Annotated in this window: 2 protein-coding genes; both read right to left on the bottom strand. The window is 68.2% G+C overall.

Annotation, left to right across the window (positions count from 1 at the left end; all coding sequences use genetic code 11):
* Positions 1 to 249, bottom strand: a 249-nt coding sequence (locus tag Q4D18_RS11815) for a pyridoxal-phosphate dependent enzyme (protein WP_303128652.1), incomplete at its 3' end; no start/stop codon positions are given.
* An 81-nt stretch (positions 250 to 330) separates the two neighbouring features.
* The gene (msrA, locus tag Q4D18_RS11810; RefSeq protein ID WP_303128650.1) at positions 331 to 891 is read right to left on the bottom strand and encodes a peptide-methionine (S)-S-oxide reductase MsrA; all 561 of its coding nucleotides are present in this window, start codon (positions 889 to 891) and stop codon (positions 331 to 333) included.

Raw genomic sequence — 891 nt, 5'->3', positions numbered from 1 at the left:
GTTGTCGCTCGTTCCCTCGACGATGGTGCCGCCGGGCTTGAGGTCGCCGGAGGCGACGGCCGCGTCGATGATGGCCGCCCCGATCCGGTCTTTGACGCTGTTGGCCGGGTTGGCGAATTCAAGCTTCACGGCCACCTGCGCGGGCAGGCCCTCCGTGAGTCGGTTGAGGCGGACCATGGGGGTGCCGCCGATGACCTGCGTGACGTCATCGTAAATGCGCCCGTGTGCGGGCCGATCGCTCGTGTTCACGTTCTTGCTCCTCGTGACGAAATGCGGTGCGGTCGTGGGTTGGCTGCGACGGCCAGGGCCCTTGACGCGCGGCGGCCGGCGTCACCGGGTGGGCTGAACCCACTCCGCGAAGCCCTTGCGCGCGGACGCGAGCTTCGGGCTGACGATGGCCTGGCAGTAACCCGCCTCTGGAAACCTACTGTAGTAGTCCTGGTGGATCGCTTCGGCGGTGTGAAACTCGCCGAGCGGCTCGATCGTCGTGACGATGGGGTCGGGCCACAGCTCCTGGGCGGCCGCGATGGCGTCCTTGGCGTCGCGCTCGTCCTGCGCGTCCGCAACGAAGATCGTGCTGCGGTACTGCGTGCCGATGTCCCAGCCCTGACGGTTGAGCGTCGTGGGGTTGTGCATCGCGAAGAACATGGCGAGGATGACTCGCGCCGGGATGACCTCCGGGTCGAAGACCACGCGGACAGCCTCGGCGTGGCCGCTCGCGCCGGAGCACACCTGCTCGTAGTACGGGTCCGGCGTGTGGCCGCCGGTGTACCCGCTCGTCACGGAGCGCACGCCCTTGACGGTGCGGTAGAAGGCGTCGAGGCACCAGAAGCAGCCACCTCCGAGGACGAGGGTTCGGGTCTCGGGCGTGTCAGTCGCGTTGGGGTCCAT

This window comes from Micrococcus sp. (assembly GCF_030523875.1).
In the GTDB taxonomy this organism is placed as follows: Bacteria; Actinomycetota; Actinomycetes; order Actinomycetales; family Micrococcaceae; genus Micrococcus.
The sequence above is the reverse complement of the archived record's forward strand: the minus strand, read 5'-3'. Positions and strand labels throughout refer to the sequence as shown.

Excerpts from the sequence above, each read along its gene's own strand:
- msrA (WP_303128650.1), bottom strand. The coding sequence starts at position 891 with ATGGACCCCAACGCGACTGACACGCCCGAGACCCGAACCCTCGTCCTC.